The following is a 26330-nucleotide window of genomic DNA, read 5'->3' on the forward strand; positions in this document are numbered from 1 at the left end:
GCTAAACGGGCGCTTACGCCTTTTGTTCTGCTATTTACGTATATATATACATAATTTTGTCGAGTTGAGTCATTGATATGAAAGCGGTTAAAATAGGATACATAAAGGGGTAGGAGGAATGGATATGAACAAGCTTTCAATTATTGGGATGCCGATGGATTTAGGACAAATGAGACGTGGGGTAGATATGGGTCCTAGCGCGATCCGTTATGCTGGGATTGTAGAGCGGCTAAAGCCATTGTTTGATGAAGTGCATGATTTAGGTGATATTCCCATTGGAAGGCCGGAAGTAGTAGTTGATAAGGAATCCAATTTACGAAACTTAGATTTGGTTGCTGAAAAAAGTGCATTACTAGCTGAACAAGTAGATAAAGCGGTCGTTTCAGGTGCTTTTCCACTCGTGCTTGGCGGCGACCATAGTATTGCCATCGGTACGTTAGCAGGTGTATCAAAACATTATAAGAATCTTGGTGTTATTTGGTATGACGCGCACGGCGATTTAAATACTGCTGAAACAAGCCCATCAGGTAATATTCATGGGATGCCTCTAGCTGCAAGTATTGGCCTAGGACATAGCAAGTTAACCGAATTAGGCGGGTATGCTCCAAAAGTGAAACCGGAAAATGTCGTCATTATAGGTGCAAGAGCACTGGATGATGGGGAAAAAGATTTAATTAAAGAAATTGGGATGAAAGTTTATACAATGCATGAAATTGACCGGATGGGAATGGCCCAAGTAATGGAAGAAACCATCGCCTATCTTAAAGATAAAACGGATGGTGTCCACTTATCGCTTGATTTAGATGGATTAGATCCTAATGATGCTCCTGGTGTAGGAACACCTGTTATTGGAGGTATCAGCTACCGAGAAAGCCATCTTGCCATGGAAATGTTAGAAGAATCAAAAATAATTACTTCAGCAGAATTTGTAGAGGTAAATCCAATACTAGATGAAAAAAATAAAACGGCCAGGGTTGCTGTTGAATTAATGGGTTCGTTATTCGGAGAGAAATTATTATAAATGTGAAACTGCTGCATATAATCTATGCGGCTGTTTTTTTATAAAAAATACATAAAACTAAAATAATTCACTGAATCCAGCTCCAGCGCTTTTTTTATTTTCTGCTTATTATTAAACCCTTTTAGTAAATTTTTGTTAATATTAAAGTATGAGAAGTTTTTTCGTTTTAAACGAAACTTTTTTGCTTTCGATACGTATTATCGGATAGCAGCAATGGAGCTGAGATAAATTAATGGATGCAATAGTAAAAAAGAGAATAAAACAAGTAATCAAGGGTGATCAGGAAGCCTTTGGTGAAATTGTTGAAATATATAAAAACAGTATTTACCACCTTTGTTTCCGCATGCTCGGAAATCGTCATGAAGCAGAGGATATCGCTCAGGAAGCATTTATTCGAGCATATGTGAATATCAAGTCCTTTAACCAAAATCTTAAATTTTCAACCTGGCTGTATCGGATTGCGACTAATTTGTGTATTGACCGGATGCGTAAAAAGAAACCGGACCATTATTTAGATGCAGAAGTTGCAGGGACAGAGGGCTTAACAATGTATTCACAAATTCCATCAAATACACCGCTGCCTGAGGCAGAGTTAGAAAGTTTAGAACTACATGAGACGGTCCAGAAAGAAATCTTAAAACTGCCCGATAAATATCGTTCGGCTATCGTTTTGAAATATATGGAAGAGTTGTCTTTAAATGAAATTAGTGAAATTCTTGATTTACCGCTTGGAACGGTTAAAACAAGGATTCACCGAGGAAGGGAAGCCTTGCGACAACAATTACGATATGTGTGATAAGAGGTGAAACGGTTAATGTGTCCAGAAGAAATCATCGTACTAATGCATGAATATCTAGATGAAGAAATTACACCAGAACAAGAACGAACGCTAAGAGAACACCTCCGAAGTTGTAAGGAATGTGAAGATTTATTTATTGAACTAAAAAAGACCATTGTTTTTGTAAAAGGTGTCTCTCATATGCAAGCCCCAGATAATTTTACTGCTAATGTCTTGGCGCGTTTACCAAAAGAGAAGAAAAAGATTTGGATGCAGCGCTGGTTAAAAAATCATCCCATGCTTTCTGCAGCGTCATTATTTCTAATATTAATGTTGGGAAGCCTTCTTTCTACCTGGAATGGAGAGCGGGAGTTTTCAGTTACAAAGCAAGAAAACCTAGTCGTTAAAAATAATACAGTCATCGTTCCAAAAGGAGAAACGGTCAAAGGGGATGTCATCGTCCGAAATGGCAATTTGGAAATTGAGGGTGAAATCCAGGGTGATGTGACAGTCATAAATGGTGAAAAGTACTTGGCCTCCGCCGGGCATGTAACGGGTGATATTGAAGTGGTCAATGAAGTATTCGATTGGATTTGGTACCATATTAAAAAAACAACGCAAGATGTGATAGAAATTTTTGAGGAACAACCAGAAACCAAATAAAAACAAATCACTCTAAAGGGTGATTTGTTTTTTTAAGCTGATACACATAATAGGTACAAGAAGTATTTATGGTATAATAAATAGATTGTAATTATATGTGTCAAAGAAAATTACGGAGGAAATACAATGCCGTTTGCTGATTTCGAACTATGGAAGTATTTAGCTAGTATTGTTGATATTGTCCTCGTATGGTATGTCATTTACAAGCTGATCAATGTGATTAGGGGAACGAAGGCTGTTCAATTACTGAAAGGTATCCTCGTTATTCTTCTTGTCAGAGTGGTCAGCGAGTTTTTAGGCTTCCAAACGTTAAGCTGGATGATGGAACAGGCCATAACATATGGATTTCTTGCAATTATTATTATTTTTCAGCCAGAGCTTAGAAGAGCCCTTGAGCAATTAGGCAGAGGGAAGTTCTTTTCGAGAAGCAGTACTCTGGATGATGAAGATCCTGAAAAAACAGTTGACGCGATTGTGAAGGCAACTGACTATATGGCGAAGCGCCGTATTGGGGCGCTAATCTCGATTGAAAGAGAAACAGGAATGGGCGATTACATAGAAACAGGTATTCAGTTAAATTCAAATATTTCTTCTGAATTGCTCATTAATATCTTTATTCCGAATACACCGCTGCATGATGGTGCGGTAATTATCCAGAAAAACAATGTTGCTGCTGCTGCATGCTATCTGCCATTATCCGAAAGCCCGTTTATTTCAAAGGAATTAGGAACCAGGCACAGGGCGGCATTAGGGATTAGCGAAGTCACCGATAGTCTTACTGTCATTGTGTCAGAAGAGACAGGTAATATTTCGCTCACAAAGAATGGAGAACTTCACCGCTCAATCAATCTGGATGAATTAAAAGAATTACTTACAAGTGAATTGTTAATTAATATTAAACCGAAACAAGCTTCTTCAGCTCGGTGGAACTGGAGGGGGAAAAATAATGGATAAATTAATGGATACGCCATGGTTTATTAAAATTCTTGCCTTAGTTTTAGCTGTTCTTCTCTATTCTTCCGTCCCGCATACAGGGAAAAAGATAACAGATGTACCAGGAGAACAATCAACGGCCACGATTTCAAACATCCCTGTTAATGTTTATTATGATACGGAAAATTTAGTCGTGTCTGGAATTCCAAGTAAGGTTGAAGTTACCCTTAAGGGACCTCTTACCCACATTCAGACTGCCAAGGGTTTAAAAAACTTTGAAGTATATGTCAATTTAACAAAAGCTAAAATTGGAAAACAGAAAGTGAAGATAAGGGTTAGGGATTTGTCAGATAAATTAACGGCAACAGTAAAACCATCAACTGTAAATGTTTCTGTTCAAGAGAAAATCACTAAGGAATTTAAGGTAGAGGCAGAATTTAATAAAAATCAAATTGAAGAGGGTTATTCGGCGGGGCAGCCTGTGGTTGAACCAAATAAGGTGAAAATTACTGGTGCAAAAAGCATCATCGACAGAATTACCTATGTAAAAGCCACCCTTGAGGGAAAAGACAAATTGAAAGAAACCATTACAGAAGAAGCAAATATTCAGGTACTGGACAAAGACTTAAATAAGTTAAATGTAAAAGCGGAACCTGATACCGTAAAAATTACGATTCCAGTAAAAAGCAACAGTAAAACAGTACCAATCAATATTGTCAGGAATGGAACTCCCCCTAAAGGTGTGACCATTGACTCAATTGAGATTGATGAAAAAGAAGCAACAATTTACGGAAGTGATAGTGTTCTTGGTAAAACTGAAAAAGTCCGTGTTGAAGTGGATCTAAGTAAAATTACCGATAACACGACCTTGACGCTGCCAGTTATCATTTCTAATGGGATTACCAAGGTTACCCCACAAACGGTGAAGGCGACGATTGTCGTCAAAAAGCAGGAAGAAAAAACTGTTTCGGATGTTCCTTTAAAAATTCAAGGATTATCGGATCAATTTACAGCCACAATTAATGATCCTGGAAGTCAGATGATCGATATCCTTATTAATGGTCCCGCACTTGCAGTTAAACGCGTTCGGCCTGAAGACTTTAAAGTATTTATTGATTTATCCAGCCTTGAAGAAGGGGACCATGAAGTGAACATTCATGTAGAAGGTCCTACCGATATAAAGTGGAAACCTGTTAAATCATCAGCGAAAATAACGATTGAAAAAAATAATGCATAATATCCAGCAATACACATGTTGAAGGAGAGATTTTTAAAATGGGAAAATATTTCGGGACCGATGGGGTACGCGGAGTAGCAAATAGCGAATTAACACCGGAGCTGGCTTTTAAATTGGGCCGCTATGGCGGATATGTATTAACAAAGGATAAAGATCGTCCCAAAGTCCTGATTGGACGTGATACCAGGATATCTGGCCATATGTTAGAAGGGGCCCTTGTCGCAGGGCTACTATCGATTGGTGCGGAAGTCATGCGTTTGGGAGTTATTTCTACTCCAGGTGTCTCGTTCTTAACAAAAGCACTGGGTGCACAAGCAGGAGTAATGATTTCTGCTTCACATAATCCCGTGGCTGATAATGGAATCAAATTTTTTGGTCCCGATGGCTTTAAGCTTTCTGATGAACAGGAATTAGAAATTGAAGCACTGATTGATATGCCAGACGATCAACTTCCTCGACCAGTCGGGTCGGAACTTGGTCAAGTTATGGATTATTTTGAAGGCGGTCAGAAGTATCTCCAATATTTGAAAAATAGTGTGGATGAAGATTTTACAGGAATTCACATTGCATTAGATTGTGCGCACGGGGCGACTTCGTCGTTAGCTGCCCATTTATTTGCTGATTTGGATGCAGATCTCTCAACAATGGGAGCATCTCCGAACGGTTTAAATATCAATGCTGGAGTTGGTTCTACACACCCTGAAGCATTAGCTGCTCTCGTTCAAGAAAAAGGTGCAGATGTGGGTCTATCATTCGATGGTGACGGCGACCGTTTAATTGCGATTGATGAAAATGGGAACATCGTGGACGGCGACCAAATTATGTATATTTGTGGTAAACATATGAAAGAACAGGGTCGACTCAAGCATGGAACGATTGTTTCAACCGTTATGAGTAATCTCGGTTTCTATAAAGGGTTGGAAGCTCATGGAATCCAGAGTGTTGCAACTGCTGTAGGGGACCGTTATGTGGTTGAGGAAATGAAGAAAAATGGCTTCAATCTTGGCGGGGAACAATCGGGTCATATTATATTCTTAGATTACAACACTACAGGTGATGGTTTATTATCAGGGCTGCAGTTAGTTAATATTATGAAGGTAACAGGAAAACCATTATCAGAGTTGGCTGCTGAAATGAAAAAGTATCCGCAGAAGCTTGTCAATGTGAGGGTGACTGACAAACACCATGTTACCGATAATGAAAAAGTAAAAGAGGTTATCGAGCAGGTTGAAGCTGAAATGGCTGGAAACGGGAGAATTCTCGTCCGACCATCTGGAACAGAACCACTCGTCCGAGTCATGGCAGAGGCATCAACAGAGGAACTTTGTGATTCTTATGTGAGCCGGATTGTCGCAGTTGTCAAAGAAGAAATGGAATTAAAAGAATAGATTGATACTGTCCTGCTTCAGTGCCCAATGATTAGTGTATTGCTAAATGGGGGGCTGGAGCTTTTCTTTTATGCATAAGGGAACAATCCGTTCTCTTATGCATATTTTATTATGTGTGTAATAGCAGAGGGGAGGGAATTGGAAATTCCTTATTTTGGTTGACGAGCGCCTTTAATCATAGTAGTATTAATATGCTTTACTTTTCAAAGCAAAAGGATTGCGTAAATTTATGAAAGGTGGGTAGGAAAAGAGTATCATTTTTTAAAAAGCGCCTGAACTAACCTAAAGTGGTGAGGTTAGTTGACGAGGAGGAGGAGTATCGAAAGTTCGGCGGATACCTCCCGGTTGAGTACGCACAACCGTAAATTTCTTCTTTAAAACACAGAGGCAACTCTGTGCACAAAGAGAAGAATATGCGTATACTATCAGTAATGTTTCAACAGGTATAGACAGATACCTAATAAAACAGAGATAAGGGGGCAAGTATAAGCCCCAAAGGATTCTTGCCCCCTATATCAGGGAGGAATAGAAAATGTGTGGAATTGTTGGATATATTGGAAATAATGATACTAAAGAAATTTTATTAAAAGGCTTAGAAAAGCTCGAATATAGAGGATATGATTCAGCAGGAATTGCCATCAAGAATGAAAATGGAGTTCATGTTTTTAAGGAAAAAGGGCGTATTGCTGATTTACGTAATATCGTGGATGAAAATGTTTCAGCAAACATCGGAATAGGTCATACTCGCTGGGCAACACACGGGATACCAAGCAAGACAAATTCCCATCCACATCAAAGCTCTTCAGGTCGGTTCACCCTTGTTCATAATGGAGTAATCGAGAACTATGACCTTTTAAAGCGTGAATATCTAGCAGATGTTAAATTCACTAGCGAAACGGACACAGAGGTCATCGTTCAAATGATTGAGTTGTTTGTCAATGAAGGATTAGTGGTTTTAGAGGCATTTCGTAAAACATTAACATTATTACATGGCTCATATGCTCTTGCCTTATTAGACGCACAAGACAATGAAATCATTTATGTTGCAAAAAACAAAAGCCCGCTATTAGTTGGATTAGGTGACGACTTTAATGTTGTTGCTAGTGATGCGATGGCTATGCTTCAAGTAACCAATCAGTACCTAGAATTAGTGGACAAAGAAATCGTCCTTGTTTCAAAGGATGAAGTGATTATTCAAAATCTTAACGGGGAAGTCATCACCCGAGAGCCATATACAGCGGAACTTGATGCAAGTGACATCGAAAAGGGCACCTACCCATACTATATGTTAAAAGAAATCGATGAACAACCGCTTGTGTTGCGTAAGATTATTCAAACCTATCAAAATGAACAAGGGGAATTAACCATTGACCCTGAGATCATTGGTGCGATGAATGCTTCTGACCGCGTATATATTGTTGCGGCTGGTACTTCGTATCATGCTGGTCTTGTTGGCAAGCAGTTCATTGAAACAATTGCAAAGGTTCCTGTCGAAGTGCATATTGCAAGTGAATTTGTCTACAATATGCCGCTTCTAACAAAGAATCCGTTGTTCATCTTTATTTCTCAAAGTGGGGAAACGGCTGATAGTCGTGCGGTTCTAGTAAAAGTTAAGGAAATGGGTTATCCAACTTTAACAATCACCAATGTTCCGGGTTCAACACTTTCTCGTGAAGCGGACTATACACTATTGCTGCATGCGGGTCCTGAAATTGCAGTTGCCTCTTCAAAAGCCTATACAGCACAATTAGCTGTGCTTGCGATTTTAGCTGAAGTTACGGCAAAGAGTCAAAATATCAGTGTGGATTTTGATCTAATACATGAACTTGGTATTATTGCCAACGCTATGGAGGTTCTTTGTGATTCCAAAGAGTTGATTGAACACATTTCAAGAGAATATTTAGCAGTAACACGTAATGCCTTCTTCATTGGTCGCGGCGTTGACTATTATGTTGTCTTAGAAGGTGCTCTGAAGCTGAAGGAAATTTCTTATATTCAAGCAGAAGGTTTTGCTGGTGGGGAATTAAAGCACGGTACGATTGCCTTAATTGAAGAGGGAACACCAGTATTCGCTCTTGCCACCCAAGAAAGTGTAAATCTAAGTATCCGTGGAAATGTGAAAGAGGTTGCTGCTCGGGGAGCAAACACTTGTATCATTTCAATGAAGGGATTGGAAATGGACGAAGATAGCTTCGTCATTCCAGAAGTACATGAATTATTAACACCACTTATCTCTGTCATTCCTATGCAATTAATAGCTTATTACGCAGCGCTACACCGTGATTGCGACGTTGATAAACCGCGTAATCTTGCTAAATCGGTAACGGTTGAGTAAGCTAAATAAGTTTTTTTAAAATCGAAGAGAAATCAGGTTTTTCACCTGGTTCTTCTTCGATTTTTTTGTATTTTAAAAAATTATCAATGTTGTCAACAATCATAATGACAAATTGTATTTTTGTAAAAATAGAAATGTTTATGAAAACGCTTTACTATAAAGATAGAAATTATATTAGATTATATTTTAATAAAGAGGAGGACAAAAGATAATGAATGAAAGAGTTAATGATAAATCAGATGTAAAAGTAAAAATTCAAAAAATGGGTAGTTATTTAAGTGGCATGGTCATGCCTAACATTGGGGCAATAATTGCTTGGGGACTCATAACCGCATTATTTATTCCTACTGGGTGGTTACCAAATGAAGATATGGCTAAATTAGTTGGGCCAATGATCACCTTCTTACTGCCACTATTAATTGGTTTTACGGGTGGTAGAATGGTTTATGATATTCGTGGTGGTATGGTCGGTGCAACAGCAACGATGGGTGTTATCGTTGGTACGGACATTCCAATGTTTTTAGGAGCCATGATAATGGGACCTCTTGGTGGTTACGTCATCAAGAAGTTTGACCAGGCAATTCACGGAAAAATCAAATCGGGTTTTGAAATGCTTATTAACAACTTTTCTGCAGGTATTCTTGGTGGTGCGTTAACTTTAATAGCATATAAAGGTGTTGGACCAGTTGTTGAAGCATTAAGTAAGGTTTTAGCTTCAGGTGTACAATTTATTGTCGACCATCATATGTTACCATTAGCAAACATCTTTATTGAACCAGCAAAAGTACTTTTCCTTAATAATGCAATTAACCATGGTATCTTAAGTCCTTTAGGGATTGAACAAGCAGCAAAGGCAGGAAAATCAATTCTTTTCTTACTAGAAACTAACCCTGGTCCTGGTTTAGGGATCTTACTAGCGTTTATGCTTTTTGGTAAAGGGACAGCAAAACAAACGGCTCCTGGTGCAGTAATTATCCACTTCTTAGGTGGTATTCACGAAATTTACTTCCCGTATATCTTAATGAAACCGATGTTAATCTTTGCAGCTATGGCTGGTGGTGTGAGTGGAGTATTTACATTTAACCTTTTTGGCGCAGGTTTAGTCGCAGCGCCATCACCAGGTAGTATCTTCGCTCTTATGGCGATGACACCGAAAGGAAATTACCTTGGAGTATTAGCGGGTGTGTTAGTAGCAACTGCTGTTTCCTTCGCCGTTGCATCATTAATCTTGAAGACTAGTAAATCAACTGAAGAAGATTTAACGTCTGCTACAGAAAAAATGGAAGAAATGAAAGGCAAGAAAAGCTCTGTTTCTTCTATGTTAACTAGTGATAAAGCCATTAATGCAGCATCTGTTAATAAAGTTGTCTTTGCTTGTGATGCTGGGATGGGATCTAGTGCAATGGGTGCGTCCATTTTAAGAAACAAAATGAAAAAAGCCAGTATTGATGTCACAGTAATTAATACAGCAATTAATAATTTACCAAATGATGCAGATGTAGTCGTAACCCATCAGGATTTAACGGACCGTGCCAAAGCAAAGCTTCCAAAAGCACACCATATTTCAGTAGAAAATTTCCTAAATAGTCCTCGTTATGATGAATTAGTTGAATCTTTAAAGAAATAATCTAGAAAAGCGCAAGCGCCCTGGTTAGCGGCGTATGGCCTGGAGCTAGACAGTAAACTAAGTTCAAAAACTTATACTTTCTTATCTTAGAACAAATGCCTAGCCGATGTGCTAGGTTTTTGTTTGTATGGTTCAATGTGTTCGAAGTCCAATTTGAACTAATTGCCACTTCTGTTATTAAATATTGTCAACAATTCATATGACTAACTTTAATTATCCTTTGGTTGTATAAAGGTTTTCCGGAGATTAATATTAAACTGTGAGTATTAATTATAATTTTGGCAACAACCTATGATTGGGGGACGAGGATTTAAATACTTTACACGGAGTGAGATCATGTATATTTCCGCAAGAGAAAGACAAATTCTTGAAATCTTGTTAACTGAAACAGACGAGATGACCGTGAAAGACCTCGCAGATCAAATTGGGGTGAGCGGGAGGACCGTTCATAGAGATTTAAAGAATATAGAAGATATATTAAAAGAGTATGACCTTTCTTTGCAAAAGAAGTCAGGTGTGGGCGTTCAAATTACTGGAAGCAAGGAAAAAATAAGCGAGCTTGAGTTATTCTTATTTAATCTTTTTCATACAGAATATACACCGGAAGAAAGACAAACGATTATTTTGTGTGCCTTATTGGAATCGAATGGACCGGTAAAGCTTTTAGGGTTAGCTAATGATTTAAATGTTACTATTGCTACGGTAAGTGCCGATTTAACGAAATTAGAAGAAAAATTACAAACTTTTGGATTAGAGCTGATTCGAAGACGAGGGTATGGGGTTGAAATTGAAGGCCATGAAGGTGCGAAAAGAAGAGCAATGAGTAACTTGATTTCTGAGTATCTTGATGAGTCAGAGATCCTTTCGCTGGCAAGAGAAAATATTCAGAAGCGGTCAACACAGCAAATTAATACGATTTCTGAGAGGCTTCTCGGGCTGGTTGAAAAGAAAAAACTGCTCACGGTTGAGAAAATTGTTGAATCAATTATTCATGACTTACCTTTTAATATGGCTGATAGTGCCTTTATTGGTTTAGTTGTTCATTTGGCCTTGGCGGTTGAACGGATTCAAAAAGGGGAAGGAATTAAGATTAACTACTCTTACTTAGAGAATCAACAATCTTCGAAGGAATATAAATTTGCTGAAAAAATTGTCGTTCAATTGGAGCAAGTTTTTCAAATTGACATCCCGGAGGCAGAGATTGCTTATATTACTATGCACTTAAAAGGTGCAAAGCTTAGGCACGATAATGAATTTTTAATCGAGGACTCCAGTTTGCAGGTAGCGATTAAATCGAAGAATTTAATTGACATGGTTGGAAAGCAAGTTGGATTGGATTTAACGGAAAATCGCTCACTATTCGAAGGATTAGTTGTTCATTTAAAGCCTGCTATCTATCGAATTAAACAAAAGATGGGGATAAGTAATCCGTTATTAGATAAAATAAAGCGAGATTATGCGGAGTTATTTTCTAATGTCAAACAAGCAGTTGAACAAGTGTTTCATGAATTTTTTGTTCCTGATGAGGAGATTGGTTATCTCGTCATGCACTTTGGTGCTGCCATCTTAGCGAACAAGGATATCGTTCAGTTAAAAACATTGGTTATTTGTTCTAGTGGAATTGGAACATCAAAGATGCTTGCAACAAGATTACAACAAGAGTTCCCGGAGCTAAAGCAAATTCAGAATGTATCCGTTATGGAATTTAAGAAAATGAAAGCGGATAACTATCAACTAATTATATCAACGATCCCTATTCCTGATTATCAATTGGATTATATCTTAGTGAGTCCAATCTTATATAAGGATGAAATTGAGAAGATTCGCTCGTTTATCAATGAACAAATCATCATCAATGGTTCGGAAAAGAAATTTAAGGTCTCTTTCATTGATAAAATAAGTAAGAAAAATACAAGGATGCTAATCGAAGAGATGCACAGTATTCAGGGATATGCCCAGACGATTGCTGCAATCTTGGAAGGATTTAAGTTAACAAATATTAGTGGCGAAGAGACTGTAACAGCAATTATTAACCGAGCATGCAAAGACTTATTAGCAAGCCAAAAGATTAATAATACTGAAGAAGTTGTCGATGCGATATTCGAACGAGAAAAGATAGGTGGTTTAGGTATTCCCGGTACGTCTATGGCTTTATTCCATGCTCGATCAGCGCATGTTCTTACACAAACATTCACTATTTATGTCACTCAAAAACCGATTGTGGTTGTAGGTATGGATCAGAAAGAAATGGAGATAAAGTCAATCGTATTAATGTTATCCCCTGAGGAAACAGCGGAGAGTTCATTAGAAATCCTGAGTTATCTTAGCTCCTTGCTAATTGAAAGTGAAGAAAGTATTTCTATGTTTCAATCGGACGATGAGGAAGAAATATTAGCTTATCTGACTGCAAAATTTGATCAATATTTTACGGAGAAATTAAACATTTTAAGGAGTGTATAACTATGCCAAACGCAATCTTAGCAAAAGAAAATATTCTATTAAATGCATCAGTGGGGACAAAGGAAGAAGCAATTAGGTTAACAGGAAGCATTCTTGTGGACAAAGGGTATGTAGATGCTAATTATATTGAAAAAATGCTAGAAAGAGAAACGTTAACTTCAACTTATATGGGGAATTTTGTCGCAATTCCGCATGGCACTGAAGATTCAAAGTCTTTTGTGAAGGAATCTGGTATTTCTTTCATTCAGGTTCCTCAAGGCGTGGACTTTGGAAATGGAAACATCGTTAAGCTGTTAATCGGAATTGCCGGTAAAGATAATGAACATTTAGATATTCTTTCAAGTATAGCTATTGTTTGCTCAGAAGAAGAAAATATTGAAAAACTTGTTGCAGCAAAATCAGCTGAAGAGATTTTATCGATTTTTGAAGAGGTGAACTAATATGCTCGCTATTCATTTTGGTGCAGGTAATATTGGCCGGGGCTTTATTGGGAATTTATTATATCACTCCGGTTATGAAACATGTTTTGTTGATGTAAACAGTGAAATTGTTAATTTACTTAATGAAAAGCACGAATACCGGGTAGTTCTTGCGGAACCATCGCAGGAGGAAGTAGTGATTAAAAACGTTAGAGCGATCAATAGCGCCCTTAACCCTGAACAAGTGATCGAGGCAATTTCTGAAGCGGATCTTGTTACGACGGCAATCGGTCCCAATATTTTACCGTTTATTGCGAATTTACTTGCAGATGGATTACGAAAGCGAATCGAACGAACAGATAAGCCGCTAAATATTATTGCTTGTGAAAACATGATTGGTGGTACATCCTTTTTAAAAGAAAAGATTTATCAAACATTGACTGGGGAAGAAAAATCACAATTTGATGTGCACTTTGGATTCCCAGACTCTGCTGTTGATCGAATTGTTCCGAATCAAAACAATGAAGATAAGCTAATGGTTAAGGTGGAGCCTTTTTATGAGTGGGTGGTCGAAGAGCCAAAAATTATTGGCGACAAACCGCCTGTAAAGGGGATAACATACGTCCAAGAATTAGTCCCTTTTATTGAACGGAAGTTATTCACGGTGAATACAGGTCATGCCTTAGCTGCTTATTTTGGCTATCATTATGGAATGGAAACAATTAATAGTGCAATGGCGAATAAAGAAATCAGTAAGTTAGTGGAAGGTGCGCTTAAGGAAAGTGGAGCCTTTTTAGTAAAGAAATATGGTTTTAACGAGGCAGACCATAATAAATATATTCAAAAGATAATCGGACGCTTCTCAAATGAGTATATTGTTGATGAAGTAACAAGAGTAGGTCGCTCTCCGATTCGGAAACTAGGGCCAAATGATCGTCTCGTAAGTCCTGTAAAACAGTATGCAGAAGTAATCGGAACAGAACCGACATTCCTTTTAAAGGGAATTGCAGCGGCGCTTCTTTACGATGTTCAAAGTGATGAGGAAGCAGTTCAAGTCCAATCGACAATCCGTGAGCAAGGTTTGGAGGCAGCGATTGAGAAGTACACCCAGCTAGATTCAACATCTATTTTATTTAGAGGGATTGTTGAGCAATACCAACAATTGACTACAGATACAAGAAAATAAGCTTAGTAAAACGAACAGTGCAGGACACTGTTCGTTTTTTTATCTACTCGCTTATTCTTGACCTGAATAATTAAGGATTGAGTCAAGGTAAACAGATGGTTAAACGACTTTTCTTGAAGATTCATAGATTTAAATAGAGCAATGAACATCTGAAACAGTTAAATATCAAATATTATGCTTTTAGCTTCTGCCATAATTTTTTTCATTAGTAGTTCAACCGATACATCTTTGGCTAATCTTGGGCTTTGACCAGACCAAAGTGACATGAATTCTTTGTTATTTTGTGCAGCAGATGTTTTTCTAATATCTTGAGTTAGTGTATTTTGAACAGGAAAGTCTGGGATAAGTGTTTCATGATTCCTCATCTCTGAGATAAATTGATTTTGAATTCCTCTTGCCCATTTACCAGAAAATGAACGAGTTAAAACAGTCTGATCCTCGTTAGCAGAAAGAATGGCGTCTTTATGTACCTTATGTGCACCACTTTCAACACAAGTCAGGAAAGCGGTGCCCATTTGTACGCCCTTTGCCCCTAAGCAGATAGAAGCAACTAACCCTCTGCCATCCATAATTCCTCCAGCAGCAACAACAGGAATGCTTATACTGTCCGAAACCTGGGGGATTAGTGACATTAACCCAACTAAACTTTCTTGATGGCTATTGATAAAGTTCCCCCGATGCCCGCCAGCTTCACTACCTTGAACAACCACAATATCCATTCCTGCCTTTTCATTTTCCACTGCTTCCCGAACAGTTGTGGCAGTTCCGATTACAATAATGTTAGCTTGTTTCAATTCAGCAATCACTTCTTTAGAAGGAATGCCAAATGTAAAGGAACAAATCGGAACTTGCTCTTCAATTACAATCTTTAACTGTTCCATGAATGTTTCAAAAATTGTTTTGAATGTAGTTGTAGGTATTTCATTACTATCTTTTTGAGGTAAATTCAATTGTTCACGGATAGGATTTAAGATCTGGTTAGCTGAATTAATATCATCCTCTGAAACTTCATATTTGTTGGGGACAAAAAGATTTACTCCAAAAGGGTTTAAAGTTAACTCCTTTATTTCTCTAATTTGTGCTCGAATTTGTAGGGGAGTCATATAACCTGCTCCAATCATTCCTAGACCGCAGGAATTGGAAACTTCCGCCACTAATTTTGAGGTTGTTACCCCACCAGCCATCGGTGCCTGGATAATTGGAAACTCAATTTTCAAAAGTTTTGTCAATTCATTGTTTAACAAACATCTCACCTCTTATTTTGTTCAGTTCAATTAATTTAATTACTCATATATACCAATAAGTATAGCATCTCTCTCTAGTTAATTAACTTCATCGAAGAACAAGTGTTCATTGAGAAATGCATTTTGGAAAATGACTCAAAAAAACTATTGACAATTTAATTTAGGTGTGTTATAATTTTTATTTATTGACATTAACTATAATTCTATCATAAAATAAACTCCTAGCAGACATGTGCCAGGGGTTTTTTCTGTTTTAAAAAGAATTTGAGGGGGGAACTTATTTGGAAACTGGGAAGGAAAGTTTAACTGCGTTAGTTAGCTGCTTTGCGAGGGGATATCATGCATCAACTAGCGGAGAGCCGATTTTTAATGATTTTGTCGCACATTCGCTTTTAAAAGAAGAAGAAAAGCAGGTAATTGCCTCCAAGTGGGCGAACGCCATTGGCTTCTTTGATCAGGATATCTGTGAAACTTTAGAAACGTTTGACGAAAAACTGCAGTGGGTAATGAACAACCAGACTATTCCCCAACTCGTCAGTCGGGCAAGATATGCGGAAGATGGCCTTAAAGATGCAATAAGGCGTGGATTTAAACAGTATGTTATTTTAGGGGCAGGATTTGATACCTTTGCGTTACGACAGGAAAAATTGCCTGAGGATTTCATGATTTTTGAAGTCGACCACCCCGCCACTCAAGCTTTTAAGATCAATCGTTTTCAGGAAGTTGGAATGGAATTTCCAACAAACGTAAAATTTATTCCGGTCGATTTCAAAAGTAATTCGCTCCGTGATGAGCTTAAGAAAAGCGGCTTTGATGAACAAAAGTATTCATATTTTAGTTTATTGGGCGTGGCCATGTACTTAGCCAAAAAGGACTTCTACCAACTTCTCACTTCTGTTGCGGAAATGTCCATGAACGGAAGCTCTTTCATCTTTGACTACCTCGACGATAATGCATTTAATGAAAAAACAGCTTCAACGAAACTAACCCAAATGAGACAAATTACCGCCAGAACAGGTGAACCGATGATCACGGGCTTTGACCCGTTTGAACTTGACTTGGAACTGCAGGACTACAACATGTTACTCTATGAAAATCTTTCTCCTGCTAATATAGAGGATCTGTATTTTAGGAAAAGAGACGATGGATTGCATGCCTTTGACCATTTTCATTTTGCGCATCTAGTCGTCAATAAGTGAACAACTTTTAGTGCACCGCTCCTTTTCATCTGAGCGGTGCACTTTTATTTTTCTAATTATCGTTTTTTCGCTAAATTTTCCTGTGCCATTTTGACAAGCTCGCGGACCATACTGCCACCGAGTCTGCCGCCTACTTTTCCCGCCTGCTCTGAGGTTAGCTGGCCGTTATATCCTTTTTTTAAGGGAACGCCAACCTCTTCGGCTGCTTCAAATTTAGCGTCTTCTGGGTTTCCGGTATTTGCGACTTTTGCCTTCAACGCATCTAAGCCATTACGCGCCTCGGGGACAAGGATTTTATTTCTTCTTCTCGCCATCAAAATCCCTCCTTTACTAGTAGGATTACCTGAATGTAAAAAATAATCAACAATCACTGGCAAAACCCATTTTAATCCAGTATAATAACTGGTAATAAATTCGGAAAAAATCAATGATAAAGAGAGTAGTTATCTACTTCGTTCCAGCGATTCAGGGATGGTGAGAGCCTGAAACAGAATGGATAATGAAGCGCACTTTTGAGATGCGTACCTGAACGCAAGCAGTAGGGTATGCCGGAGATCCTCCGTTACAAAGGAAAGTTGGTTCATTAATATGAACAATTAGAGTGGTACCGCGGGATTATATACTCTCGTCTCTTTCATTAGAGACGGGAGTTTTTTGTTTTTTAAAAGAAGAAAAACTAGGAGGTCGAATCAAATGAATTTTAAACAAGAGTTAGCTGCAATTTTACATGCTTCGCTAGAACAAGCAATTTCACAGTCGGACCTAGCGCAAATGATCGAAAAACCAAAGAACCAGGACCATGGTGATTTAGCTTTTCCTTGCTATACACTAGCAAAGCTAAAAAGAAAATCACCTAATCTGATTGCGGAAGAGTTAAAGGGGAAAATTAATTCACCAATTTTTGAAAAGGTAAACGTGGTCGGTGCCTACCTTAATTTCTTTCTAAATAAAAAGACCGCTTCGGAACAGATCATAGAAGAAATCATCTCTCAAAAAGAAAATTACGGTGCACTATCTATTGGGAGTGGCGGTGCTGTCACCATTGATATGTCCTCCCCTAATATAGCGAAGCCTTTTTCTATGGGGCATTTGCGTTCCACAGTCATTGGTAATTCCCTCGCGTTAATTGTTGAAAAATGCGGCTATCAGCCGATTAAGATCAATCATCTTGGCGACTGGGGTACACAGTTTGGGAAACTGATTACCGCTTATCAGTTATGGGGTGATGCAGAAAAGGTCAAACAGAATCCGATTAAAGAGTTATTAGCACTTTATATAAAATTTCATGAAGAAGCAGAGACTAATCCTTCTCTAGAAGACCAAGGGCGCAGTTGGTTTAAGAAGCTAGAAGATGGAGACGAGCAAGCGTTAGAGCTGTGGAAATGGTTCCGTGAGGAGTCATTAAAGGAATTTTCAAGAATCTATGAGCTAATGAATGTTCAGTTTGATTCTTTTGCTGGCGAGGCTTTTTATAATGACAAAATGGATCGTGTGGTTCAGCTTCTTGAGGAAAAACACTTAATGGTTGAATCTGAACAAGCGCAGGTTGTTGAGCTCGAGGAGGAACAGCTTCCGCCATGTCTGATTAAAAAGTCAGATGGGGCGACGTTATATGCCACCCGTGATTTAGCTGCGGCTCTTTATCGACAGGAGGAATATCAGTTCGTCCAATCCTTATATGTAGTTGGGCATGAACAAAGCCTACATTTTAAACAATTAATATCTGTGTTAGCAAAGATGGGCTATGATTGGTCCGGGCAAATGCACCATATTCCATTTGGATTGATGCTAAAAGACGGAAAGAAAATGTCGACGCGAAAAGGGAAGATTGTTTTATTAGAGGAGGTATTAAATGAGTCCATTGCAATGGCTCGACATAATATCGAAGAGAAAAATCCAAGCCTGTCAAACAAAGATGAGGTAGCCAAACAAGTCGGTGTGGGGGCAGTAATTTTTCACGATTTAAAGAACAATCGCATGAATGATATTGAATTCTCGTTAGAAGAGATGCTTCGCTTTGAAGGCGAGACCGGTCCATATGTTCAATATACCTATGCTCGTGCCTGTTCCATTTTACGAAAAGCAGCAGGAAAAATTGAGTTGGCTCCTGTCGTCTATAACAATTCTTGGGAAAAAGAATGGAAGATAATCAGTCTCCTTATGGAATTTGCACCTGCGATTAAACGAGCCTGTGTCAACTTCGACCCATCCCAAGTAGCGAAATATATTATTGACCTCGCGCAAGCCTTTAATAAATATTATGCAGAGGTCAAAATTCTTGAGGAAAGTCCTGAACAGCAGGCACGGTTGGCACTTGTTTATTCTGTAACAGAGGTTTTAAAAGAAGGGTTACGATTATTAGGTCTAGAGGCTCCTGTAGAAATGTAAGTTCAATAATTTTCCATTGTAGGAAGTTTCCTTTAAAATATAGCTATGCGATGAAAAGGGAGGCAAAAGCAATGAGTGAATTGTTATTTAAGCATTTTGAGTTAGTGAGAGGAAAATTTATAAACTTCGTGGCGGGGCTTGAAGAGGGGATCTCCGACGTCCAACCAGAAGGATTTAATAATACAATCCACTGGCATGTGGGCCATGTCTTAACGGTTGCTGAGCAATTTATGTTTGGTTTTCCAAAAAAATCAACCCAATTACCTGAAGACTATATGACATGGTTTGCCACTCGTACAAGTCCCGCGAACTGGCAAGGGGATGTACCGAATGTGCTGGAATTAATCGGACAGCTGCAGAGTCAAATGGAACGAATTAAAGAAATTCCAGCAGAGAGCTTTAATCAAAGGCTAAAAACACCTTTTCTTGGTCAAGAAACGTTTGGAGAATTAGCAAACTTTGCGATTTACCATGAGAGTATTCATTTAGGTCAAATACAGGCTATGAAGCGTGTTATTGAAGCAGCGGCAAAATAATTTTCTAGAAAAGACGTTTCTATTTTTTTCATAGAAGCGTTTTTTCATTGATGATGACAATTAGGGGAAAATAATAATATTCATGTAAAGAGAGGAAGTCTACTAGCTAAATGGATCGACAAACAAATGCAAAACCCAAAGAAAAGATATGGACAAGGGATTTTGTGCTTATAGTACTAGCCAATTTTTTTATTTTCCTTGGATTTCAAATGACCTTGCCGACTATTCCACTTTTTGTTGAGGAGCTAGGAGGCAATGATCAATTGATTGGGATGGTTGTAGGAATCTTTACTTTCTCGGCCTTACTGCTTAGACCATTTGCGGGTCATTCACTTGAAACAAAAGGAAGAGGATTCGTTTATATATTAGGCTTAGCGATCTTTGTCCTGTCTGTTGGCTCGTTTGGTTTCTTAACAAGTCTTGTCTTTTTATTTATCATTCGCATCATCCAAGGTGTTGGCTGGGGATTCTCCACAACAGCCTCTGGAACGATTGCTACAGATTTAATCCCGCCTACAAGAAGAGGTGAGGGAATGGGCTACTTTGGTCTATCGGGAAACTTGGCGTTGGCCTTTGGTCCTGCTCTGGGCCTCATATTAACGGATAAGTTACCATTTAAGCCATTTTTTCTAATTTGTGCAGGCTTGGGTCTGGTTGCCCTGCTGCTTTCTTCCAAAATTCATTATAAAAAGGTAGATAAGAAACAGGAAAAGGCAACTATAAAACGAAACCTCTATGAAAAAAGTGCGTTAAAGCCATCGTTGCTGATGTTTTTTCTTACGGTAACTTTTGGAGGAATGGCAGCCTTTCTCCCGTTATATACAGCCCAAAAACATATTGCAGGGATCCAGTTATTTTTTGTGCTTTATGCGTTTGCTTTAATGGTAACGAGGACATTTGCGGGTCAGTTGTATGACCGAAAAGGGCACCGAGCCGTATTTATTCCAGGCACTCTGTTAATTTTAACAGCTATGCTTCTATTATCGTGGCTTCCGAATAGTCTAATCCTTTACACAGTAGCATGTCTATATGGTCTTGGTTTTGGTACGGTCCAGCCTGCACTGCAAGCATGGTCGATTGAAAAGGTTTCAATCAACCGAAGAGGAATGGCGAATGCGACTTTCTTTTCCTTTTTTGATTTAGGGATCGGTTTTGGAGCAATAACATTTGGACAAATCAGCCATATGTTTGGATATAGCAGCATATATATAGCATCAGCGATATCAGTATTCTTATCGATGATTCTATATTCCGTTTTCCTGTATAAAGAGCGCGGGAGTGCCGCCCAGGAAGGTTGACCAGCATGGAGATGATACAGAGTCTCCATGCTTTTTTATTTAACTAAATTTTTATTTTTCATAATCGTCATATTTAGGATAAAACTAAGGAGTAATCAATAGAAATTAGCAGTTATATAAAAAATTTGGTAAATGGACAAAAGAAAACACTTCATTATCTCTAGGGTGTTGTGTTAAAATCAATCGGTAATTCTACTTCAAATGTGGTGGGTGAATCAGGTGCTCTCTTCTTTTAAGAGGTTCTTAATCGGCCGGCCGTTAAAATCAACGGCACTAGGCGAACAAAAATTAAATGTATTAAAGGCTTTAGCGATTCTATCTTCAGATGCCTTATCATCTGTGGCATACGGGACAGAACAAATTTTGATTGTTTTAGCAACCATTAGCGTCGTCGCTTACTGGTACTCGGTACCGATTGCAGTAGGAGTATTATTTTTATTAGCAGCTCTGATCTTATCTTATCGACAAATTATCTATTCCTATCCCCAAGGCGGCGGAGCCTATATCGTCTCCAAAGAGAATATTGGTGAGAAAGCGGGGTTAATTGCTGGCGGTTCACTTTTGGTTGATTACATATTGACGGTGGCAGTAAGTGTCAGCGCCGGTACAGATGCGATAACTTCAGCATTCCCAACCTTACATCAGCATACAGTTGGAATAGCTTGTGTTCTTGTTGTCTTAATTACCATCCTCAATTTGCGTGGGATTACGGAATCGGCCTCTATCTTAGCCTATCCGGTTTATTTGTTTGTTGTAGCTCTGTTTATTTTGATTGGTGTTGGCCTATTTAAAATTATGACAGGAGATGTTTCCCCAACTGTTCAGCATGCTGCAATTGGGACACCTGTTCAAGGTATTACCCTTTTCTTGCTGCTGCGTGCCTTTGCATCGGGATGTTCGGCGCTAACAGGGGTTGAAGCGATATCGAATGCAATTCCAAGTTTCAAAGATCCAGCACCAAAGAATGCTGCGAAAACATTAATTTTAATGGGGACGCTGCTTGCCTTGTTATTTACAGGGATTACGTTCCTTGCTTATTATTACGGGATTTCACCAAAGCATGATGAAACCGTTGTGTCGCAAATTGCTAAAGAAACCTTCGGACGAAATTATCTTTACTTTTTTGTCCAAGGAACGACAGCGCTTATCTTAGTTCTAGCAGCTAATACGGGATATTCAGCGTTTCCTCTTTTAGCGTATGCACTTGCCAAAGATAAGTATATGCCAAGGATGTTTACAATTAGAGGAGACAGACTTGGTTATTCGAACGGGATTGTTTCCTTGGGAGTTGCCTCCATCTTACTTATTATATTCTCAAGAGGGAAAACAGAGCATTTAATCCCTCTTTATGCGGTGGGTGTTTTTATCCCCTTTACCTTGTCACAAACAGGGATGATCATTAAATGGCTACGGGAAAAACCAGCCGGATGGGTGGCGAAACTAACGGCCAACTTAATCGGCGCGATTATTACTTTAGCAGTTTTAATCATTTTCTTTTTGACCAAATTTGGCCAGGTGTGGTTTGTGGTTATCTTTTTACCATTAATTGTGCTTGCATTTAAACGAATTAATAGTCATTATGAAGCGGTTGGAGAACAACTGAGGATTTACCCTGACCAGCCGGCACTTCCGATTGAGGGAAATGTAATTATTGTTCCAGTTGCGGGGATTACCAAAGTTGTTGAGAACTCCATTAATTATGCAAAATCCTTAACCGATCAAATTTTTGCGGTTTATGTGTCGTTTGATCGTGACGATGAAAAGCGTTTCGAAGAAAAATGGCAGGAATGGCAGCCGGATGTAAGACTGGTTACCTTACAATCGCATTATCGAAGCGTGCTTATCCCATTATCGAAATTTATTGATACGGTTGAACACAAAGCAAGTGAGAACAATTACCGGGTGACGGTGTTGATTCCGCAATTTATTACCAAGAAGAACTGGCATAATATTTTACACAACCAATCGAGTTTATTAATTCGTACCTATCTTATTTTTAAGAAAAGGGTTATTGTGTCTACACTGCCATTTCATTTTAAAAAGTAACGAAGGTGGGGCGAAATTTGGATTTTTTGGTTGAAAACAAATGGACCATCTTGGTGAGTTTAGAAGTATTAGCCTGGTCATCTACATTCTTTATGCTATATGCCAGGTATGGATTGAAATCAAGTTTTTGGTTTAAAGTAGCCACCGTTCTTTTTGCGCTAACAGGGGTTATTCCACAGGTGTTGATGGGGATTATTAACTTTATTGCGACAAAGAAAGTGGATGTCTTTACGTTAATCATTGTTTTACTGATACTATATGGCTTTACGATTGGGAAGGGCCATGTGAAAAAGCTCGACATGTGGGCACAAAAAAAGTTCTCCGCAAAGTAAAACCACCGCGATTAATCGGTGGTTTTCTTTGTTTTTTTGATAAGAAAATAGATTGCGCCTAGAACAATAGCTCCGATAATGGCCGGCATTACATAAGGCTGTGCGTATTCTTTAATATGTGCCCAGTTACTGCCTAAGACCTTACCTAGGTATAGGAATAAAATGGTCCATGGGATAATTGCTGCCACAGTGTACAGTGTAAATTTTGCAGCGGACATTTTAGCAATCCCGGCTGGAATGGAGATGGCGTGTCTGACGACGGGGATAAACCGTGCTGAGAAAATCACTCCAGCTCCATATTTTTCAAACCATTGTTCAGCAATATCAATATGATGTTTTTTTATCAGGATATATTTTCCGTATTTTTCCAAGAAAGGTCTGCCCCCGTAATAACCGGCCCAATATAAAAACAGCTGAGCAATCGTTCCGCCAATCGTTCCAGCGACGACCGCTCCGAAAAAATTGAGATGCCCTTGCGATATCATATAGCCGCCATAGCCTAAGACAATTTCACTTGGGATGATTTCGATCATTAATCCTAAAGCAATGCCGAAATAACCTAATTGTGATAGAAACTCCAAAATTGATTGAATAAAGTCTGACATAGTTCACCTTCACTTACTTAAATGATTAGTTAATCTCCTTTTCTAGTGTAAACGAGTTTGTCTATTTAAGAAATATTTATGGTCCATTTCTTTAGGACATTCCTAAAAAATCAAAAAGCAACGAGATGCCGCTGTCTTTTCCAAAATCCTAAATGTATCTACATAAGATATTTTAAAAACATCGTGGCGATCCCAAAGTAGGTTAGCAAGGAAAAAATATCATTTAAGGTGGTAATCAGCGGTCCGGAGGCAACGGCAGGGTCAATATTTAGGCGAAATAGAATGAGCGGAATGATCGTCCCTGCAAGGGTTCCAATGATGAGCGTGAAAAACAGCGAGCAGCCGACTACCGCCCCTAAAATGAGGCTTCCCTGCCAAATGAAGGCAATCACAGCAATAAGAATAGAACAAATAACTCCAATCGTAATTCCAACCCCAAGTTCCCTTGTAATTAAGCGCGTAATAACGCCTTTATTAATATCGTAGTAAATTAGTCCTCTTACAACCACTGCAAGCGATTGGGTGCCGGTGTTTCCGGTCATCCCGGCAATCATCGGCATAAAAAAGGCAAGGGCCACGACCTGCTTTAGTGTATCTTCAAAACTGCTGATAATTCTCCCTGAGACGACACCAATAAACAACAGCAAGATCAACCACGGGAGCCTTCTGGCCGCCGCAACAAGAGTCTTAGTTTCAAAGTCGATGGACTTTCCTGTTGCCGACAGCTTCTCGATATCCTCGTTGGCTTCCTTTATCACGATGTCAATAATATCATCCACCGTGACAATTCCAACGAGAATATTGGTCTCATCAACAACGGGGATTGCTAAGAAATCATATCGTTGGACAATTTGTGCGACTACCTCCTGATCCGTTGTCACCGTAACAGAAATTATCCTCTCATACATAATCGTTCGGATATGTTCTTCTGGCTCTGCTAAGAGTAAATCCCGATATGAAACGACTCCGACTAGCTTTCGATCTTCATCAATTACGTATAAATAGTTAATAGACTCTGCAAATTCAGCAAATACTTTAAACTTATCGACGGCTTCTCTTACCGTATAATAGCTGCGGATCCAGACAAATCGGTTGGTCATGATTCTTCCTGCGGTTTCAGGCGGATAGTTCATAATACCTTGTACAGCGTTAGACTCCTCTGCCTTCATTCCAGAAAGGAGAGAGTCCTTCTTCTCTGGAGATAATTCATGTAGTAATGACGCCAAATCATCATTATCCATTAAATCGAGGACCTTACTAGACTTTTCAATACCTAAAATATTTAATAAACCAAGCTGGTCTTCCTTATCCAGCTCCTCCATCAAATCAGCAAGAACGTCAAATTTTAAAAACAATAGGAATCGTGCTTTATGCTTTTCGGGGAGGTCTTCATAAATTTTCGCAACATCGTAGGGCTGGAGTTCATCTAGTATATGTTCAAATTCCGTTTTCTTATTTTCCTTTAACGTTTTAATGATATATAGGCTTAATTCATCTTGAGTCATATCTTTAATCATGGATGATTGACCAGCTCCTTTTCTCATTCATGCATAGATTTTCATTGGCTAAAGAAATATAGATGAAATAGAAATGTTAACAAATAATAATCAATAGTGATAAAGCTAGTATGTGTCAATCAAACTTATTATTTGTAAAAGAATTGAAATAAGCTATTTGGACTATTATTTGATAAAATAAGGAAGTATTGACTAAATAATTAAATGTGTTGATCGGAGGAGTTTTGCTTTGAAGAAGCATCATCAAGACATACAGGATCTCATCTATGTCCACTTAAATCAAACAGACCAGTATGTAATGTCTTCCGGTATCGAATTTGCTGAATTCGCTGCTGCATTTTCAGGTTCATTAAATCACTTGCTGCTATTAAAGCACCGTTTTGATGATGCTGATTTTAATATGCATACCCAACTTGAATACTGTCCTGAAGAAAGAATTAACAAATTGGCCGAAGAAGATGTCTATAGTTACGGAAATTTCTGTTGGATTGATTTTATTGAGGAAGATGTCTTGAATGAACTGACAGGACAAGAAATAGCTGAATTATTGTACTTAGGTCATCAAAAGCATCATTTAAAATTACCTTTTTATAATAAACTAGGAAACCGTTTTGTTTATTTGGCACAAGATGATGGCTGGTTTAACAAAACCTATTACCGAAGCTTCAAGGATTTTTTCCAGGTTCTTAGCGAAGTAGTGGCTGTTAAATTAGGGGATCTTAAAAAAGAAAAATCGATTCTCGGATTTCGAAAGAAAAAAACCTATCCGCAGGTAAATAAAGAAATCCTCCTATCGTTAACCCCTTTCATTAAAGAGGGAATTTGTATTTCCTTACGAGATGCCGATCACCAGCGCGGCCGTATCGAAATTCCCATCTGGGTGATAGGCGATTTCGCCAATATGGATGATATGGTCGAGGAATATGATCAAATCTCAACACGACCGTATCACGCTAAGATCATTTTTGACAAGAAAACCAAAGAATGGAAGTTGAATGTCATTTAATTGTCTGAATGGATAAAAACAGTCCCACTCCTTCTGGGTGGGACTGTTTCATTGTATAGCTCGAGGGCGCTAGGCTGTTTGAACCCAGATAACTGTCCAGCTCCAGCGCCCT

General features: G+C 38.6%; 22 protein-coding genes and 1 other annotated feature. Of the genes, 18 read left to right on the forward strand and 4 right to left on the reverse strand.

Annotated features, from left to right (window positions below):
* Positions 1–124 precede the first annotated feature (124 nt).
* From rocF to V7121_RS11465, 11 genes are all read left to right on the forward strand, one after another.
* Complete coding sequence (gene rocF / locus V7121_RS11415) at positions 125–1021, forward strand: arginase (protein ID WP_335501158.1); 897 nt, start codon at positions 125–127, stop codon at positions 1019–1021.
* Positions 1022–1253: 232 nt separating this feature from the next.
* Positions 1254–1817, forward strand: coding sequence for an RNA polymerase sigma factor SigW (gene sigW, locus V7121_RS11420; RefSeq protein WP_335501160.1), 564 nt, complete (start codon positions 1254–1256; stop codon positions 1815–1817).
* An 18-nt stretch (positions 1818–1835) separates the two neighbouring features.
* Entirely contained in the window at positions 1836–2462 is a 627-nt protein-coding gene (locus V7121_RS11425) for an anti-sigma factor (RefSeq protein ID WP_335501162.1), read from the forward strand.
* Between the two features lie 126 nt (positions 2463–2588).
* Positions 2589–3416 carry a diadenylate cyclase CdaA gene (gene cdaA, locus V7121_RS11430; protein ID WP_335501164.1) on the forward strand — a complete coding sequence of 276 codons (828 nt, stop codon included), beginning with the start codon at positions 2589–2591 and terminating at the stop codon, positions 3414–3416.
* Complete coding sequence (locus tag V7121_RS11435) at positions 3409–4632, forward strand: CdaR family protein (protein WP_335501166.1); 1224 nt, start codon at positions 3409–3411, stop codon at positions 4630–4632. The genes cdaA and V7121_RS11435 overlap by 8 nt, the downstream gene beginning before the upstream one ends.
* 38 nt (positions 4633–4670) lie before the next feature.
* On the forward strand, positions 4671–6020 hold the full coding sequence (gene glmM / locus V7121_RS11440) for a phosphoglucosamine mutase (protein WP_335501168.1): 1350 nt from the start codon (positions 4671–4673) through the stop codon (positions 6018–6020).
* Positions 6021–6552: 532 nt separating this feature from the next.
* Positions 6553–8355, forward strand: a complete 1803-nt coding sequence (gene glmS / locus V7121_RS11445; protein WP_335501170.1) for a glutamine--fructose-6-phosphate transaminase (isomerizing) — start codon at positions 6553–6555, stop codon at positions 8353–8355.
* A gap of 211 nt (positions 8356–8566) precedes the next feature.
* Entirely contained in the window at positions 8567–9982 is a 1416-nt protein-coding gene (locus V7121_RS11450) for a PTS mannitol transporter subunit IICB (RefSeq protein WP_335501099.1), read from the forward strand.
* A 336-nt stretch (positions 9983–10318) separates the two neighbouring features.
* Complete coding sequence (locus V7121_RS11455) at positions 10319–12442, forward strand: BglG family transcription antiterminator (RefSeq protein ID WP_335501101.1); 2124 nt, start codon at positions 10319–10321, stop codon at positions 12440–12442.
* A gap of 2 nt (positions 12443–12444) precedes the next feature.
* Positions 12445–12882 (forward strand): PTS sugar transporter subunit IIA, encoded by a 438-nt coding sequence (locus tag V7121_RS11460; protein WP_335501103.1) that lies wholly within the window; start codon positions 12445–12447, stop codon positions 12880–12882.
* 1 nt (position 12883) lies between these two features.
* A complete protein-coding gene (locus tag V7121_RS11465; protein ID WP_335501104.1) occupies positions 12884–14047 on the forward strand; it encodes a mannitol-1-phosphate 5-dehydrogenase in 1164 nt (387 codons plus the stop codon).
* 158 nt (positions 14048–14205) lie between these two features.
* On the opposite strand, the gene V7121_RS11470 is transcribed toward V7121_RS11465, so the two are convergent.
* Positions 14206–15291, reverse strand: coding sequence for an NAD(P)H-dependent flavin oxidoreductase (locus V7121_RS11470; RefSeq protein ID WP_335501106.1), 1086 nt, complete (start codon positions 15289–15291; stop codon positions 14206–14208).
* Between the two features lie 281 nt (positions 15292–15572).
* On the opposite strand from V7121_RS11470, the gene V7121_RS11475 reads away from it, so the two are divergent.
* Entirely contained in the window at positions 15573–16490 is a 918-nt protein-coding gene (locus V7121_RS11475) for a class I SAM-dependent methyltransferase (protein ID WP_335501108.1), read from the forward strand.
* A 56-nt stretch (positions 16491–16546) separates the two neighbouring features.
* Here V7121_RS11475 and V7121_RS11480 read toward each other — a convergent pair whose 3' ends face one another.
* Positions 16547–16804 (reverse strand): alpha/beta-type small acid-soluble spore protein, encoded by a 258-nt coding sequence (locus tag V7121_RS11480; protein WP_335501110.1) that lies wholly within the window; start codon positions 16802–16804, stop codon positions 16547–16549.
* Positions 16805–16908: 104 nt separating this feature from the next.
* Positions 16909–17126 (forward strand) — a binding site (T-box leader).
* Positions 17127–17183: 57 nt separating this feature from the next.
* On the opposite strand from V7121_RS11480, the gene argS reads away from it, so the two are divergent.
* The 5 genes from argS to V7121_RS11505 all read left to right on the forward strand — a co-directional run bounded on the left by argS (position 17184) and on the right by V7121_RS11505 (position 23090).
* A complete protein-coding gene (gene argS / locus V7121_RS11485; protein ID WP_335501112.1) occupies positions 17184–18878 on the forward strand; it encodes an arginine--tRNA ligase in 1695 nt (564 codons plus the stop codon).
* A 71-nt stretch (positions 18879–18949) separates the two neighbouring features.
* Entirely contained in the window at positions 18950–19414 is a 465-nt protein-coding gene (locus V7121_RS11490) for a DinB family protein (protein ID WP_335501114.1), read from the forward strand.
* A 110-nt stretch (positions 19415–19524) separates the two neighbouring features.
* Positions 19525–20712, forward strand: coding sequence for an MFS transporter (locus V7121_RS11495; protein ID WP_335501116.1), 1188 nt, complete (start codon positions 19525–19527; stop codon positions 20710–20712).
* Between the two features lie 219 nt (positions 20713–20931).
* Positions 20932–22758, forward strand: a complete 1827-nt coding sequence (locus V7121_RS11500) for an APC family permease (protein WP_335501118.1) — start codon at positions 20932–20934, stop codon at positions 22756–22758.
* Positions 22759–22775: 17 nt separating this feature from the next.
* Positions 22776–23090 carry a hypothetical protein gene (locus V7121_RS11505; RefSeq protein ID WP_335501120.1) on the forward strand — a complete coding sequence of 105 codons (315 nt, stop codon included), beginning with the start codon at positions 22776–22778 and terminating at the stop codon, positions 23088–23090.
* 11 nt (positions 23091–23101) lie between these two features.
* Here the strand turns inward: V7121_RS11505 and V7121_RS11510 are convergent, their stop codons facing one another.
* Together V7121_RS11510 and mgtE are read right to left on the reverse strand one after the other, a co-directional pair.
* On the reverse strand, positions 23102–23695 hold the full coding sequence (locus tag V7121_RS11510) for a DedA family protein (RefSeq protein WP_335501122.1): 594 nt from the start codon (positions 23693–23695) through the stop codon (positions 23102–23104).
* Between the two features lie 158 nt (positions 23696–23853).
* Positions 23854–25212 (reverse strand): magnesium transporter, encoded by a 1359-nt coding sequence (gene mgtE, locus V7121_RS11515; RefSeq protein WP_335501125.1) that lies wholly within the window; start codon positions 25210–25212, stop codon positions 23854–23856.
* Positions 25213–25441: 229 nt separating this feature from the next.
* Here mgtE and V7121_RS11520 point away from each other — a divergent pair, with 229 nt between their 5' ends.
* Positions 25442–26218, forward strand: a complete 777-nt coding sequence (locus tag V7121_RS11520; protein ID WP_335501127.1) for a hypothetical protein — start codon at positions 25442–25444, stop codon at positions 26216–26218.
* Positions 26219–26330: the final 112 nt, after the last annotated feature.

The organism is Neobacillus drentensis (genome assembly GCF_036962125.1).
In the GTDB taxonomy this organism is placed as follows: Bacteria; Bacillota; Bacilli; order Bacillales; family Cytobacillaceae; genus Neobacillus; species Neobacillus drentensis_B.